Below are 12,882 nucleotides of genomic sequence, written 5' to 3'. Positions count from 1 at the left end.
GAGCGCAGAGCTTGTCGCTTACCGAAGTCTGCGAGCGCATCCTGGATCCGGCATGCTTGCCCGGCTTGCCCGTCCTGGGAGGTCGAATATTGCCGACAGCGCCAAACGCTCGCGGGTTGCGCGCCCCTTTCAGCGCGGTCGCCTCGGCGAAGAAAGCGCCCACATCGCACCAATTCTCAATGCCTGAAAATCGCCGCGCACGCGGCGACCGCATTCAATCTGCCATTCCCGGATAATGACTGGCCGTCCAGGCGCACCGGCCTTGAAGCCATACTACCTTGGAGCGATGTCCTGTAATAGATCGCCTTTGGCGGCGTCTTTCGAAAGTCATCCAGCAAGGTGGGAGCCGAAATGCGCAAATCCAAACAAGTCCATGCCGTACTTGGCCGGCGTTTGCTCGCGGTTCTGGCTCCGTTGCTTCGACGGCTCGTCAAACGGGGCGAACTCGTGCTGATCGACGCCGCGGGCAACCGGATGACTTTCGGCACGCCGCAGGATAGTCCGCGAGTGATCGTACGGCTGCACAGGCTTGACCTTCCGCTGCGCCTGCTCATCAATCCCTCGCTGACGCTTGGCGAAGCCTACATGAATGGAGAATGGACGATCGAGGAAGGCACGCTGCGCGACTTCCTGTTTGTTGTCTCATCGAACCTGACCGCGCTCGATGAAGCGCCTTTGGCGCGCCTGCGCGCGAAGCTGGGGCGTTTGGCTCATGTCCTGCGGCCCATCCGCAAGGCCAAGGCCAAAGCGAACGTTGCGCACCATTACGACCTTTCGAGCGGGCTCTATGAAATGTTCCTCGACGAGGATTGGCAATATTCCTGCGCCTATTTTGGCGAGGATTGTGACACGCTCGAGGACGCGCAGGCTGCCAAACGTTCGCACATTGCAAAGAAGCTCCTGCCCCAGCCAGGGCACCGGGTCCTCGATATTGGCTGCGGGTGGGGCGGACTAGCGATCGAGCTGGCACAGCACTGCGATGCGCAGGTGACGGGGATCACCCTCTCGGAGGAACAGCATCGCCGCGCTGGGGTCCGCGCCCGCGAGCAGGGCGTCGATGATCGCGCAGCCTTCAAACTGGCCGATTACCGCGAAATCGACGAGCAATTCGATCGCATTGTCTCGGTGGGAATGTTTGAGCATGTCGGTGCGGCGAGCTTCGGTACCTTTTTCGAGGCGATCAAGCAGAACCTGGCGCCGCGCGGAATAGCCGTCGTACATTCGATCGGCCGCATGGAACCGCCTGGCGGGCGCGACCCGTGGATCGACAAGTACATTTTTCCGGACGGCTATGTTCCCGCCCTGTCGGAAACACTCGCGGCGATCGAGCGCAGCGGCCTTTGGGTGACCGATATCGAAATATTGCGCCTCCATTACGCAGAGACGCTGCGCCACTGGTACGAGAGATTCCAGGAGCGGCGCGCCGCGGCGCACGCACTTTACGACGAACGCTTCTGCCGGATGTGGGAATATTATCTCGCTGCCTGTGAGATGATGTTCCGTAACGGAACCCTGATGGTATTCCAGGTACAGCTTGCCAAGGAGCGCGACGCCGTTCCCCTGACGCGCGACTATCTCTATTCCGATCCGCGGAAGGGGCATCCGCACTGGGCGGATGAGGCGCTCAACGAGCGCGTCGAATCCGAAACCGTCCCGCTGCGCGTGGGCGAATGCGTATGACGCGCAATCCATCATTAGCGACTGGATCGCGCGGCGGGCAGCCCGGGATCATGAAGCGGCTGCCGGTCGAATTGCATCCCGATGCATCGCGGGTCGTCATTCGGCCGTTTTTCCCGGCTGACGATCCCCTTGCCCTGACCATGCCGGAACGCTCGCGGCTGCAGCGCATCGTGGACAGGGTGCTCTCGATGGACCATGCAGCCGTCTCGGCCTACCTTGCGCAGACATTGCTCCCTTTCGAAGACCGCAGCTACTTCGTCGAGAAACTCTTGCTGGCGCGCTTCGAGGAGATCAACGGTCGCATCATCGCGAAATGCTCCGCTACGCGTGAACAGGCGTTGCTCATCGGCGCGTTCTTTCACCAGGAATATTCCTACGAGGCGGCGGCGCTTTTTAATCCGAGTGCCGTCCCGCATCCCGATCAGACGGGTCTGCCGCCAGGCAGCCTACGATTTGTGCTATCGTTGCGCGGCGTGGGGGAGGGGCATATTTCGTCCGTCACGTTCAGGACCGGCAGTTACAATATCAAAACCGGACTCACCATCGATGCGCCAAGCCGCCAGGTCGTCGCGCACCGGCTCGAGCGGGATCCCAATCCATCCGCTAGCGATGGGAGCATCCGGATCGTCTGCAACGAAGGCGATGATCTTTCCGAACGTGTCCTCTTCCCGGTAACGGCGCAGCAACGCAACGGCATCGAAGATCTGCGCCTGGTTCGCTTTGTCGAGGATGATGGCTCATCGCGCTATCTGGGCAGCTATACTGCCTATGACGGCCGGGCCATCGCGCCGGAACTTCTCACAACCGACGATTTCAGAACCTTCAATCTCCACAGAATGGAAGGACCGGGGGCTAACAACAAGGGCCTCGCCTTTTTCCCGAGACGGATAGACGGGAAATACGCACTGCTGTGCCGCCACGACGACGAAAGCATCTGGCTGGCGCTCTCAGACAATCTTCACCATTGGGGCGAAAGCGTCACTGTCGTCTCGCCGCGCTATCCCTGGGAGTTCATCAAGATCGGCAATTGCGGCTCGCCTATCGAACTGGACGAGGGCTGGCTCGTGATCACTCATGGCGTCGGTGCAGTACGAAACTACGCCATTGGTGCGTGCCTGCTCGACAAGAAGGATCCCTCCAGACTTCTGGCGCGCACCCGCGAACCGCTGTTGCGTGCGCAAGCGGACGAACGTTCAGGTTATGTGCCCAATGTGGTTTATAGCTGCGGCAGCCTGGTGCATGACGGGGTGCTTCTTCTTCCCTACGCAATTGCGGATAGTTACACGACATTTGCCACCGTCCCCATCGACCGGCTACTTGCCACTATGGAGTGAGGGCAGGTTTTTTGGTATTGGTTGGCGCTGAGCGCAGGACAAGCGGTGGATTCCAGACGATCGAATTTGGGCCAGCAGCGTGCTGCTGCACCGCGGATGCGGTTTGCGCGTACCCAAAGAGGACCCCCAATGTGGGGGTAGCTCTGTATCCTGTGCGGCGATGCAATACCCTGAACACCGTCCGGTCGATGACGCTTTGATTCCGCCGAGGCTGTCTGCCATTCTCGTGATGGTCCTTTGGGCCTCATGCTACCCGCTGATCACGATCGGGCTCGATTTCGCCCCGCATCTGACCTTCGCAAGTCTTCGCGCCGTTACGGCAGGGTCGGCGCTGCTTCTGGTCGCGCTTTGCCTGGGCAAACCCTTCCCGAAAGACAGGGCGGAGTGGGGGTGGATCGCGCTTGCAGGACTTGGCATGACCGGATTGGGTTACTTCGGGATGTTCCATGCAGCCGAATTTGTCGCTCCCGGCCTGGCGACCGTCGTGGCCAATACCCAACCCATCTTCGCCGCGGTACTCGCATACGGCCTGATCGGGGAACGCCTTGCGTTGCGCGGATGGACCGGCCTGCTGATCGGCTTTCTTGGCGTCATCATCGTCGCTGCCCCCCAGGTCTTCGCCGGCAACGAGCGCTCAACCGGACTTGGCCTGATGTACGTGCTCCTGGCCGCGCTCGGTGTTGCCGCTGGCAATGTCGCAATCAGGAAGCTTGCCAACCGGGTCGACGCGGCGATGGCGATGGGCCTTCAATTGCTGATCGGCGCCATTCCGCTGATGATAATCGCCGTGCTGACCGAACATCCACGTGCTGTCGTCTGGTCGCCGGGCTTCATAGTTTCGCTCGTAGGGCTTGCACTTCCAGGGACAGCACTCGCCTTCTGGCTGTGGCAAACGACTCTGCGCTCGATGCCTCTTTCAAAAGCGAACGTGTTCAGTTTTCTCGTGCCGTTTCTGGGCATTACGATCGGAGCCCTTTTCTTCGCCGAGCCGCTCACTCTCATGGTGATGATCGGCGTGGTCCTCGCCGGCATAGGCGTCTATCTAGGAACGAAAGCCGAGCCCGATAGAGACCCGGTTCGTGATCAGGGTTCCGCATGCCGATCCAAGTGAAGTGGCTGGCAAGATTGATAATAGGGCACTGCGCTGCTCAATTCGGCTTATTCAACGGGACGACACCCAGAGGCCCTCAGTCACCTTGCTGCCCGGATAGGCAACGAGCAGTTCGCCATTGTAGTCGAGGGAATGCTGCTCATCGGCCAGCCATGCCTGGCCCGGCTCCACGGGGGCATCACCTATACGTCCGTGTCCTGAAAGCGGTACAATCCATGCCGCTGTGCCGGGCGCGAGTGTACCGGCGCGAGCGCCGCTCCATTGCTCGACCACGAATTTATGTCCTTCGGCGACTATCCGGCGAGCATCGGCAAGAACGTATGGTTGTGTGAGAGCCTGCCAGGGTTCGGGGCGTGCCACGCGCAGCGCTGCTTCCAAATGGAGGGCGCGCGGACGGCCATAATCGTACATCCTGTAGGTAAGATCGACATTTTGCTGGATCTCGATGAGGGTAATTCCCGCACCGATCGCGTGGATGGTTCCTGCGGGCAGATAGTAGACGTCGCCGGGGCTCACCTCGCGCCAGTCAAGCATCGTCTCTATGGTTCCATCGAGCGCTGCGAGGCGCAGGGTGTCGATGGCGACAACTGCCTTCAGCCCCAGGCCGATCTGCGCACCCGGCTCAGCCTTCAGGATCACCCAGCATTCGTCTTTGCCCCTCGGATGTCCGAGCGCTCGCGCTTCGGCATCGTCTGGATGGACCTGGACAGAGAGCCGCTCGCTCGTAAACAGGTATTTGACAAGAAGGGCGCCTGAGCGGTGGTCGGGTTCTTCGAACCAGATTTCACCGATCGGATCGTCGCCGCTTGCTGCCTGCGCAAATCCGAAGCCAGGCTGACGGCGACCCCAGACCTTGGCCACCGAGCGGGGAACGAGCTGGACAGGGGTCATTGCCGACGCCTCCCTTGACTACCCCTTGCTTGAGGGGCTGGTAAGGAGAAACCATGTGCATATCGCGGGGCCCGTACGCCGATCATATCAGTGCGCGAGAATCAGCGGAACGGGGCTCGTCGTGATAAGATCCTGGGTGACGCCGCCCAGAACAGTTTCGCGGAGTCGTGAATGGCCATAGGCACCGAGCACGATATATTCTGCTTCGAGACTCGCTGCGGCCGCAATGAGCGCATTGGCCACGGTGTCTCCGTCGAGCGGCCAATCATGACTTTCGGCGGTGACACCATATCGCGCCAGATAATTGCGGACATCGTCCAAAGAAGGTTTCTCCCCCTTCTCGCTGACACTTACGATATGCAATTTGGGCGCGGCGCGCAGAAGCGAACGGCTCTGCCGGATGGCGTTGGCAGCTTCTGGGGAGCCATTCCAGGCGATCATGGCAGCACTGCTGTTGGTAAAGCGTTGCCCGGCAGCCGGCACGAGTAGTACGGGCGATTGAACATGGAGCGCCACGTCGGCGGCGAGCGGCGCCCTGCGCGGGAGAATTGTTTCCTTCTCTTCGGGTTGGCTTAGAACGACGAGGTCGGCAAACTTCGCGTGTTCGATGATGGTCTGAGCCGCTGATCCCTCGGCGTGAAGCCATTGCCAATCGATTCCCTCCCGTTTGAGCGTATCTTCGATCCGCACCTGTTCAAGTTTCTCGTTTTGGCGAAAAGTCTGGAAGATGCCGGAAGGAACGTATGACCCTCCAAACGGATCGCCGACAAAGAAATACGCATCGAGAGGGGTTGCCTGCAAACAGATCAGCTGCCCGTTGTGGGCGCGAACGACTTCCATGGCAGCAGCTAACCGTGCGGCCTGGCCAGGATCCTGGTTTATGTGGAGCAAAACCGACTTCATCTGATCATCCTGGTCCGGTTGCAATCGAGCGCTTGCGCTGGATCAAAAAGCACTCCTTGTTGTCTTTGACGTTTCACTCGATCCGATCTTACACACCGTCCCTGTCCAGCGCTGTGGACCTTCGAGACGCCGCTTTTGACAAGGGCACGGGATCCCTTACCGAGGGCCGAACTCCCACTCATCGCTCGCTGTCGAAATGCCGCTGCCGGGGCCAACACGCGTAGCGAGCGGGCGGGTATGGCCGCTCATACCCATCCGAACAGCCGGAAGCCTTCCCGAGCGAACATCACAACTTGCGAGCACGAAGAGGATTCAGTGAAAATTCAGACTTCCAGGACTGGCGCAAAACCGCCACCCGGTGTGCGCATGTTGGTCGTCTGCCCCCTGTATAGCCGCGCCGCCTTCAACAATACGGAACCAGCGTAGGTATAGAGCCTCACATCGACCTTGAGGTCCACAGCCTCTCCATCATACTTGACCTTGCGAAGACTCGGCGGCGCGTATTGCTGGGCGATATAGTCACCGTCCCGGATCTGTGACCAGACGCTGCGGGTGAGCTTGGCACCGCGATAGGCGGCTTTGCTGCCATATCCCTGCGCCGGCTTGAAGAAGAGATGCCGACGTTCCGCCCAAAGCGACGCGGCGTTATCAGGTGTTACCAGAGTGGTAGCGGGAATAGTCGTCGCAAGAACCTCAGTCTGCTCTTTTGCCAGGCCCCAGCGGGTCAGGAGCGCGGGGTCGCTCAAGAGCGAGAGGTTTCGCTTATCGGCCAGCATGGCGTGGACGTATGGGTTGGGCGTGACCACTGCCAGATTATTCAGATAAGCGTCCTTGAGGACGGAATGATCCGGCTCTTCCAAGGTAAAGTCGACGAGACGATTGTACACCAGATCGATCTTGCAGCCATCCGCAAAAAGTTCACCGCCGGAAGCCTCAAAAGCCGTTGGATCCGCGATGACCGCCGAAATTCCCTGACGCTCGAGCGCTGCCTTGGCGAGCAGAAACTCCGGATAGAGATGCTGATCAAGGGGCGCGTCATCGACGATCGCAATCATGTTGGGTGTCCCGGTGCGGCCCTGGCGTAACCACTCGCTGCGAAACATTCTCGCAATCGCCGGTCCAAAATCCTCCACTGATCCATTCGAGCCATCGGAGCCGAAGCAGCAGGCACGCTGCGCCCTGGCGAGGGCTGCGTTGAGGAACGCGCCCCCGGCATTGGTATTGATCTCGATCAGAACCGGTCCGGATTCGGAAAGATGAAAGTCATACCCCATCAGCGCACCGGCAGGTCCCAGATCGGGGGCGGAGCTGGGCGGTGCCCACTTCTGCACCGCCTCACCATATTGCGCGAGGGCTGCGGCGGTCTCCACCGCCGTGACGACGCGTACCATCATCGTCACTGTCTCCGGCGCGATAAACACCGGCGAGTTCGCGAACAGGTGCGGGTGCGAGATCGCCAACTGCTCCCCGAAACCTTCACGTCCGGTCTGGCTGTTCAATGTGGCCTCGAGCATGTCCCGGTCGAGCGTAATGCAGGAACACACGGAATTGGCACGTAGCGCCGCCTGGAGCGCTTTTGACTTGTCTTGCATCGGGTCTCCTGGCGGCATTTTGGGGGTTATCTCCAAGGACGCGGCGGCTCCTGGAATATTTCAACAACATTGGTCGGCAAGCACAGATGCGAAATCCGACCTTGATGACCGCTCGCGCGAGATGCACATTTGTTGTCATGGTACCCTATCGTCCCCTTACAGCACTCGAAACCCACGAGGTCAGCAATCAGCCGCCGCCGCTCGTCGATTTCAATGCTTTTGACGCCGACCGGGCAATTCAGGATGGTGTATCCGGTTCTGGAGCGGGGCTGCACAAGGACCGTCTGGGCGCCTTCGGCGAACTGGTGGGCCGGGCCGAGACGCTGGAGCTTGGTAGGCTCGCCAATGAGAACCCGCCAACCCTTAAAGGTTTTGACCGCTTCGGTCAGCGCCTGGACGAAGTTGAGTTCCACCCCGCCTATCACGCTCTGATGCAGATGGGGATCGCGGAATTCGGTGCCGCGCGCGGCGCAAACAATCGCCTGAACGAACATATCGTCCGCTGGGAGAGATGGTCCGTCAAGGACGCGATTACGGAATCGACGGCGCGCGCCTTCGTCGAAGATACCGCGCTTGGACTGCAAGCCGCGGCCCTGCGGGATGGACCCAATGAAGTCCTGGAGGGATTTTGCGCGGTTCGCCTCCCCGCGGAGGGATCGCGCCTTGCTTACGGGGCTTTTACCGAACAAGTTGCAGCGAATCGTCTGACACAAAGAGCGCTACCGCTACTTTAGCGATAGACTGCCAAAGGGCTTCCTGTGACCCGAGCGCAAACTGGCCGCGATTCTTGCTTGCGCACCGCACGAATTTGATGTGATTGGCTAGCAGATTGCGCTCGTATCCTTACGATCGAAAATGTTTGGCGCGCTCCACGAGCTGGGTCATCTGGGACGCGGCATGAATGGTGAGGGGATGTTGCCTGGCACCGGGACGCGGGGTGATGAATTCCGCCATCTCGCCAATTTGCGTCAGTTGTTCGTCAGTGGCTTTGGCTAGCACACTTAGCACAATATTTTCCAATGCGATTACCCGGATGCGCAGCTGGATGATCTCGGCATCGGAAAGTGCGGGAATATCCCATTCGTCGCAAGCTGCTGCCAAAGCTTCCTGAGGGCCGCACGGCGTGGCCCCGCCCTCATCTTCCCATCGCGAAACCGCGGCGCTCTTCTTTTGCTCTGTCATATGTCGAAACTCCTGGATTGAGGAAGCAATCTATCAAGACGGGCGGATACCTGAAACCGCGGGAGGTGAGAGCCAGCGCATCCTGAAGCTTGGAGCCGGACAGCAGTGCATCCTTGCCGATCACGCATGGCCGATAAAACCTCGAGCGGCGCATCAAGCAAGTCGGCCGCTTCGGAGGCAGCGGGGATGAACTTGGAGCCCATCACCATCTAATAAAAAGATGCGTGCTTCATCGGGGATCAGCCGCGTCTCGTCATCCGGGCCGGTGGTGGATTTCACCTTAGTTTCGACCCGGGTTTCTCATCCTTTCTGCCTATTCGACGCAGGAAGAGAGCTTCAAGAGCAAAAACAGCGGCGATGAGGGCCGCAGCGATGCCAACAATAAGCGGGTCGGTGTCGAGTTTGGTGGCAGTAAAGGCAGCAAGAACAACACCGTCGGCTGCAATCGCGGCGAGCAGAACGGAGCTTTTTGCAGCGATCTCCTTTCGTAGGTGCCGGTAGACACCCCAATGCACCAGCATGTCCATGACCAGATAGAAAAACGCCCCGAGGGAAGCGATGCGCGACAGATCGAACAGCACCGCTAGCGAGCCGGCTACCACGACCGTGTAGACCAGCATATGGCTTCGTATTCCGCCTTTCATGCCAAAATGACTGTGCGGGATCATCTTCATGTCAGTCAGCATCGCCAGCATGCGCGAGACCGCGAACACGCTGGCGATCACCCCCGAGGTAGTTGCCGATAGTGCAATGATGATGGTGAACCAGAAGCCCAGTTGACCCAGCGCCGGTCTGGCGGCGGCGGCCAGAGAATAATCGCGCGCTTGGGCAATCTCGCCAATCGTCAGGCTTGCTCCGACAGCCAGTGCCACGAGCAGGTACGTCACCACGCAGATGACAATCGAGATGACGATCGTGCGACCAACATTGCGATGCGGATCAACAATATCGCCGCCACTGTTCGTAATGGTCGTGAAGCCTTTGAAGGCGAGGATGGAAAATGCCACCGATGCCAGAAATGCGCCGCCACCGGTTTGCGAAATGTCTTCGGAAAAAGCGCCAGAAAAGAAACCGCTCGCCCAGATCGCCGCCACTGCGAAAACGACGATGCCGCCGACCTTGATCACGGACATGATGAGCGAAAAGCCGCTCACCGAACGATTGCCGGACGCATTTACGAAGTAGGCGAAGACGATCAGAGCTAGCGCGAGTATAGACAGGAAAAGGGCATTCTCCTCTTGGCCGAACGGACGCAGGGCGTAAGCAGCGAAGGTACGGGCTACCAGGCTTTCATTGATCACCATCGAGAGCGCCATGAGCAGTGAGGCAGAGGCCGCCACGACGCCCGGACCATAGGCCTTTTGCAAGATCATCGCGATGCCGCCAGACGATGGCCAGGCGTTCGACATTTTGATGTAACTATAGGCCGCAAGCGCCGTCACGATAGCTCCCACGACGAAGGAAAGCGGGAACAGCGGCCCGGCCAACTGTGCGATCTGACCGGTTAGGGCAAATATTCCGGCGCCGATCATGACCCCCGTGCCCATAGCCACGCCACCGGCGAGACTTATGGCAGATTCGCTCTTGCTGCTTTGGGTCCCGGTCGATGCCGCATGTCCCTCGTGTTTCATCTCGTTCACAACTCTCTAACTTTGAAAACAAGGCCAACCTGCGCGCGAGGGGGCAGGGTGCATCTTCGCGATCGCCGGCACGAGACTGAAAGGGCAGCGGCCTGCCTCATGCGCCCCGCGTTTATCTGCGGTCAAGTGGGCTTTGGCGACTGATCCTAAATGCCTGGCCGGCGTATAAGGTCGGACGGCATGCCCTTTGGAATTCCGCTCGGGTTGATTACCAGATGTGATATTGGTCAATTCAGTTCCCTCGGCTCGACTACAGAGCGCCCCGTTTGGTTCGCTGTCCATCTCGGTTGCCCTGTTCTCGGACAGGCGGGCCACTCGCTTCGTGCTAGGGGTAGCTTGCGAAAACCCTTTGTCCGCGCGGGCCAAACGCAAACACCTCAAATGCCTGCCTGCGGCCGCCAGCCTCCATGCCGGGCACGGCAAGCCCGGCCACGCCGTCGGGTCGCTCGCGCAGCAGTCTCGCAATGGCTTCATCTGGAACATGTCCCTCGATGACATAGCCCTCGACTCCCGTCGTGTAGCTTGCGGCCTACGCGACGTTTGAACATGCGGCAAGAATAACGAACAAAGCACTCGCGAGAGGTCTGCGCAGGGCCGATGGAGGGGCAGTGCTGGTCAATTGCTGGTCCTTGCCTTATAGCCGCGCCACAGAGAAATGGCACCTGTCGGCGTATTGAATCGGGCTAACCTCATGCTGTCGATAAATCGGGCAGAGATATGCTTTTCCATTACGCCGTCGGCGTTGGGCTGGGTGTCCGCAAATCCGTCCAGTCTTTGGACGGTCGCGCGAAACAGCGCCCGCATCAGCGGGTTTTCCTGCTTCATGTAATCCGCGATCAAGACCATCCCGCCGGGCTCGAGCAGGTTCCAGATCTCCTCGATGAGGACCTTCTTCTGCCCCGCCGGTACCTGGTGGAATAGAAGGCTGCTCACGATCTTGTTTGGTCGCCAATTGTCCTGAAGCTCGAGGCTGTCGAGAAAACCATGGTGCCAACGGATGGACGACATCTCATAATTATGCGCAGCTTTTCGCCGGGCTATGTCGATCGTGGTGAGGTGGTCCCGGAAAACTGGACAGGGTGCTAAGCTAATCCCGACCTGAGGAATGGACGGGAAATGAAGAAGACGAGGAAGCGCTATAGCGCGGATTTCAAGGCGAAGGTGGCGCTGGAGGCGATCCGGGGTGATCTGACGCTGGCGGAGCTGGCGACGAAGCATGGCATTCATCATACGATGATCGCGGCCTGGAAGCGGCAGGCGGTCGAAGGTATGGCAGACACCTTCTGCGGGGCAAGCGATGATGCCAGGGCAGCCAGCGAGGCCGAGGTCGAGAAGCTCCACGCCAAGATCGGCCAGTTGGTCGTGGAACGCGATTTTTTAGCCAAAGCCTCCGGTCGATGAGCGTGGCACGGAGGCGTTCGATGGTCGAACCTGCTCACCACCGCTTGTCGATCACGGCGCAATGTCGGCTGCTGTCAATCAGCCGGTCATCCTATTACTATGCGCCGGTGCCTGAAGCCGAAGAGACGCTGGCGCTGATGCGGGTGATCGACGCCGCGTTCCTAGACTGTCCGTGGTATGGCAGCCGCCAAATGGTCCGGCATCTGCAACGTGCAGGCCACCAGGTTGGCCGACGTCGGGTGCGGCGCCTGATGGCGAAGATGGGCTTGTCGCCGATCTACCAGCGACCGCGCACGAGTGATCCGCATCCACAGCACCGCATTTATCCATATCTGCTGCGCAAGCTGATGATCGACAGGCCGAACCAGGTGTGGTGCGCCGACGTGACCTACATCCCTATGCGGCGCGGGTTCCTCTATCTGGCGGCAATCATGGACTGGGCGACGCGCAAGGTGCTGGCCTGGCGGCTGTCGAACACGATGGATGCTGGCTTCTGCGTCGCAGCACTGGAAGAGGCACTGGCGCGCTTCGGCAAGCCGGAAATCTTCAATACGGATCAGGGCAGCCAGTTCACCAGCTTTGCGTTCACCAGCGTGCTGCGGGACGCCGAGGTGCGGATCAGCATGGACGGCCGAGGCCGGTGGATGGACAACGTCTTCATCGAGCGGCTGTGGAGATCCCTCAAATACGAATGCGTCTACCTCCACGCCTTCGAGACCGGCTCGGAGCTGCGCACTGGCCTCCGGCGATGGATCACCTATTACAACACGCAGCGACCGCACTCGGGTCTGGCCGGGCGAACCCCGGCGGAGGCCTATGGGCGGATCAGAGAAACAGATCACGGGGGGCATGCCCCCCGTGATCTGATGACCAAACTGGCGGCATAATCACATCCGGGATTAGCTTAACTTCGCCGCCAACCTGTCCAAGAAGGCGGGTCCACCTCAGTATAGCTGCGCCTATTGGGACGAAGGCGTCGAGACACTGGCCGAAGCTCAGGAGGCCAAGCTCGCCCATATCGCCGCGAAGCTCGCGCTCGCACCGGGTCAAGAGGAGGGCATAGCGTGGATGGTACGCTAAACAACGCTAAGGGCGAACAATCAGCGAACGCTTAGGCGGCGCGGCTATCCGGCGGCAGATTGAGGGCC

At 59.8% G+C, this 12,882-nt stretch carries 11 protein-coding genes and 2 pseudogenes; 6 read left to right on the top strand and 7 right to left on the bottom strand.

Going from position 1 to position 12,882, the window contains the following annotated elements:
• Positions 1–351 precede the first annotated feature (351 nt).
• The 3 genes from FHS75_RS14690 to FHS75_RS14680 all read left to right on the top strand — a co-directional run bounded on the left by FHS75_RS14690 (position 352) and on the right by FHS75_RS14680 (position 4,125).
• Positions 352–1,680 (top strand): SAM-dependent methyltransferase, encoded by a 1,329-nt coding sequence (locus FHS75_RS14690; protein ID WP_179408457.1) that lies wholly within the window; start codon positions 352–354, stop codon positions 1,678–1,680.
• Positions 1,677–3,014, top strand: a complete 1,338-nt coding sequence (locus FHS75_RS14685) for a glycoside hydrolase family 130 protein (RefSeq protein WP_244959108.1) — start codon at positions 1,677–1,679, stop codon at positions 3,012–3,014. Before FHS75_RS14690 ends, FHS75_RS14685 begins: the two co-directional genes overlap by 4 nt.
• A gap of 79 nt (positions 3,015–3,093) precedes the next feature.
• Positions 3,094–4,125, top strand: a complete 1,032-nt coding sequence (locus tag FHS75_RS14680) for a DMT family transporter (RefSeq protein ID WP_218845284.1) — start codon at positions 3,094–3,096, stop codon at positions 4,123–4,125.
• Positions 4,126–4,176: 51 nt separating this feature from the next.
• Here the strand turns inward: FHS75_RS14680 and FHS75_RS14675 are convergent, their stop codons facing one another.
• The 3 genes from FHS75_RS14675 to FHS75_RS14665 all read right to left on the bottom strand — a co-directional run bounded on the left by FHS75_RS14675 (position 4,177) and on the right by FHS75_RS14665 (position 7,511).
• Positions 4,177–5,016: a class I mannose-6-phosphate isomerase gene (locus FHS75_RS14675; RefSeq protein ID WP_179408456.1), complete on the bottom strand. Its 840-nt coding sequence runs from the start codon at positions 5,014–5,016 to the stop codon at positions 4,177–4,179.
• An 87-nt stretch (positions 5,017–5,103) separates the two neighbouring features.
• Complete coding sequence (locus FHS75_RS14670) at positions 5,104–5,919, bottom strand: universal stress protein (protein WP_179408455.1); 816 nt, start codon at positions 5,917–5,919, stop codon at positions 5,104–5,106.
• A gap of 323 nt (positions 5,920–6,242) precedes the next feature.
• A complete protein-coding gene (locus FHS75_RS14665) occupies positions 6,243–7,511 on the bottom strand; it encodes a hypothetical protein (protein ID WP_179408454.1) in 1,269 nt (422 codons plus the stop codon).
• Between the two features lie 137 nt (positions 7,512–7,648).
• On the opposite strand from FHS75_RS14665, the gene FHS75_RS14660 reads away from it, so the two are divergent.
• The gene (locus tag FHS75_RS14660) at positions 7,649–8,245 is read left to right on the top strand and encodes a hypothetical protein (protein WP_179408453.1); all 597 of its coding nucleotides are present in this window, start codon (positions 7,649–7,651) and stop codon (positions 8,243–8,245) included.
• Between the two features lie 109 nt (positions 8,246–8,354).
• Here FHS75_RS14660 and FHS75_RS14655 read toward each other — a convergent pair whose 3' ends face one another.
• From FHS75_RS14655 to FHS75_RS14640, 4 genes and pseudogenes are all read right to left on the bottom strand, one after another.
• On the bottom strand, positions 8,355–8,693 hold the full coding sequence (locus FHS75_RS14655; protein ID WP_179408452.1) for a hypothetical protein: 339 nt from the start codon (positions 8,691–8,693) through the stop codon (positions 8,355–8,357).
• 275 nt (positions 8,694–8,968) lie between these two features.
• Entirely contained in the window at positions 8,969–10,240 is a 1,272-nt protein-coding gene (locus FHS75_RS14650) for an APC family permease (RefSeq protein WP_229735678.1), read from the bottom strand.
• A 418-nt stretch (positions 10,241–10,658) separates the two neighbouring features.
• Positions 10,659–10,853: pseudogene (locus FHS75_RS17940) on the bottom strand (DUF411 domain-containing protein); the annotation flags it as partial.
• A gap of 95 nt (positions 10,854–10,948) precedes the next feature.
• The gene (locus FHS75_RS14640) at positions 10,949–11,341 is read right to left on the bottom strand and encodes a class I SAM-dependent methyltransferase (protein ID WP_179408450.1); all 393 of its coding nucleotides are present in this window, start codon (positions 11,339–11,341) and stop codon (positions 10,949–10,951) included.
• Between the two features lie 108 nt (positions 11,342–11,449).
• Here FHS75_RS14640 and FHS75_RS14635 point away from each other — a divergent pair.
• Together FHS75_RS14635 and FHS75_RS14630 are read left to right on the top strand one after the other, a co-directional pair.
• A protein-coding gene (locus FHS75_RS14635; protein WP_179408449.1) for an IS3 family transposase occupies positions 11,450–12,621 on the top strand; the annotation gives its coding sequence in 2 pieces (ribosomal slippage) (positions 11,450–11,714 and positions 11,714–12,621; 1,173 coding nt in all).
• A 58-nt stretch (positions 12,622–12,679) separates the two neighbouring features.
• Positions 12,680–12,802, top strand: a pseudogene (locus FHS75_RS14630) (SAM-dependent methyltransferase); the annotation flags it as partial.
• Positions 12,803–12,882 lie beyond the last annotated feature (80 nt).

It is taken from the genome of Novosphingobium marinum (genome assembly GCF_013408095.1).
Classification (GTDB): Bacteria; Pseudomonadota; Alphaproteobacteria; order Sphingomonadales; family Sphingomonadaceae; genus Novosphingobium; species Novosphingobium marinum.
Note: the sequence above shows the minus strand (reverse complement) of the source record. Positions and strands in the feature narration are given on the sequence as shown.

What these genes read in the sequence shown, in the direction of transcription:
- FHS75_RS14655 (WP_179408452.1), bottom strand. Translation starts at nt 8,693, where the DNA reads ATGACAGAGCAAAAGAAGAGCGCCGCGGTTTCGCGATGGGAAGATGAG.
- FHS75_RS14690 (WP_179408457.1), top strand. Translation starts at nt 352, where the DNA reads ATGCGCAAATCCAAACAAGTCCATGCCGTACTTGGCCGGCGTTTGCTC.
- FHS75_RS14665 (WP_179408454.1), bottom strand. Translation starts at nt 7,511, where the DNA reads ATGCAAGACAAGTCAAAAGCGCTCCAGGCGGCGCTACGTGCCAATTCC.
- FHS75_RS14660 (WP_179408453.1), top strand. Translation starts at nt 7,649, where the DNA reads ATGGTACCCTATCGTCCCCTTACAGCACTCGAAACCCACGAGGTCAGC.
- FHS75_RS14640 (WP_179408450.1), bottom strand. Translation starts at nt 11,341, where the DNA reads ATGTCGTCCATCCGTTGGCACCATGGTTTTCTCGACAGCCTCGAGCTT.
- FHS75_RS14670 (WP_179408455.1), bottom strand. Translation starts at nt 5,919, where the DNA reads ATGAAGTCGGTTTTGCTCCACATAAACCAGGATCCTGGCCAGGCCGCA.
- FHS75_RS14650 (WP_229735678.1), bottom strand. Translation starts at nt 10,240, where the DNA reads ATGGGCACGGGGGTCATGATCGGCGCCGGAATATTTGCCCTAACCGGT.
- FHS75_RS14675 (WP_179408456.1), bottom strand. Translation starts at nt 5,016, where the DNA reads ATGACCCCTGTCCAGCTCGTTCCCCGCTCGGTGGCCAAGGTCTGGGGT.
- FHS75_RS14685 (WP_244959108.1), top strand. Translation starts at nt 1,677, where the DNA reads ATGACGCGCAATCCATCATTAGCGACTGGATCGCGCGGCGGGCAGCCC.